General features: G+C 47.4%; 1 tRNA gene and 2 pseudogenes. All 3 read left to right on the forward strand.

The annotated features are described in order from the left end of the window. Window positions 1-57 precede the first annotated feature (57 nt). Window positions 58-216: pseudogene (locus tag EZM41_RS13955) on the forward strand (transposase); the annotation flags it as partial. Between the two features lie 83 nt (window positions 217-299). Then, window positions 300-507, forward strand: a pseudogene (locus EZM41_RS14785) (transposase); the annotation flags it as partial. A 53-nt stretch (window positions 508-560) separates the two neighbouring features. After that, a tRNA-Gln gene (locus tag EZM41_RS11020) sits at window positions 561-635 on the forward strand. Window positions 636-682 lie beyond the last annotated feature (47 nt).

Consider the following 682-nt stretch of genomic DNA (forward strand, 5'->3'; position numbering starts at 1 on the left):
GCTGGACAGAGGAATAAGATGGATGTTAGCCTGTATATACAAAAAGGAGGCAGACATATGGGCAACATTCGCAAGAAATACGATGCTACATTAAAAGCTAAAATAGCTTTAGAAGCAGTAAAGGGAGAAAAGACAATAGCAGAGATATCCAGCGAATATGGGGTACATTCGACTCAGATAGCACATTGGAAGAAGCAACTGCTCGAGGAATTACCATGGACTTGCCCCGGTTTGAAGTACACCCTGTTACGAACCGCTCCGGGATTGACGGAGAGTAAATTTCTTGAGAGGATGGACTCATGAAAAACCAAATCAGATACTCACACCTAGTAAAGGAACGGGCGGTTCGTATGGTATTTGAACAGGAGAAGGAATATCCTCACCCATCAGGCTGCTATTAATTCCATAGCCCTAAGATTGGTTGTCCACCTGAAACCCTCAAGTACTTGGATCAGGCAAGCTGAAAGAGATCAAGGAATACGCCCTGGAATGACAAGCATGGAACGCGCGATCGCATGAAGTAGTTGGAGCTAAGAGAACCTAAGATTGCGCCTCGCCAATGGGGGATCGTCTAATTGGCAGGACACGTGACTCTGGATCACGCAATGGTGGTTCGAGTCCACCTCCCCCAGCCAAAGAGTGGAGGCCCCATCGTCTAGTGGTCTAGGACTCCGGGTTCTCA

It is taken from the genome of Acetomicrobium sp. S15 = DSM 107314 (genome assembly GCF_016125955.1).
Classification (GTDB): Bacteria; Synergistota; Synergistia; order Synergistales; family Thermosynergistaceae; genus Thermosynergistes; species Thermosynergistes pyruvativorans.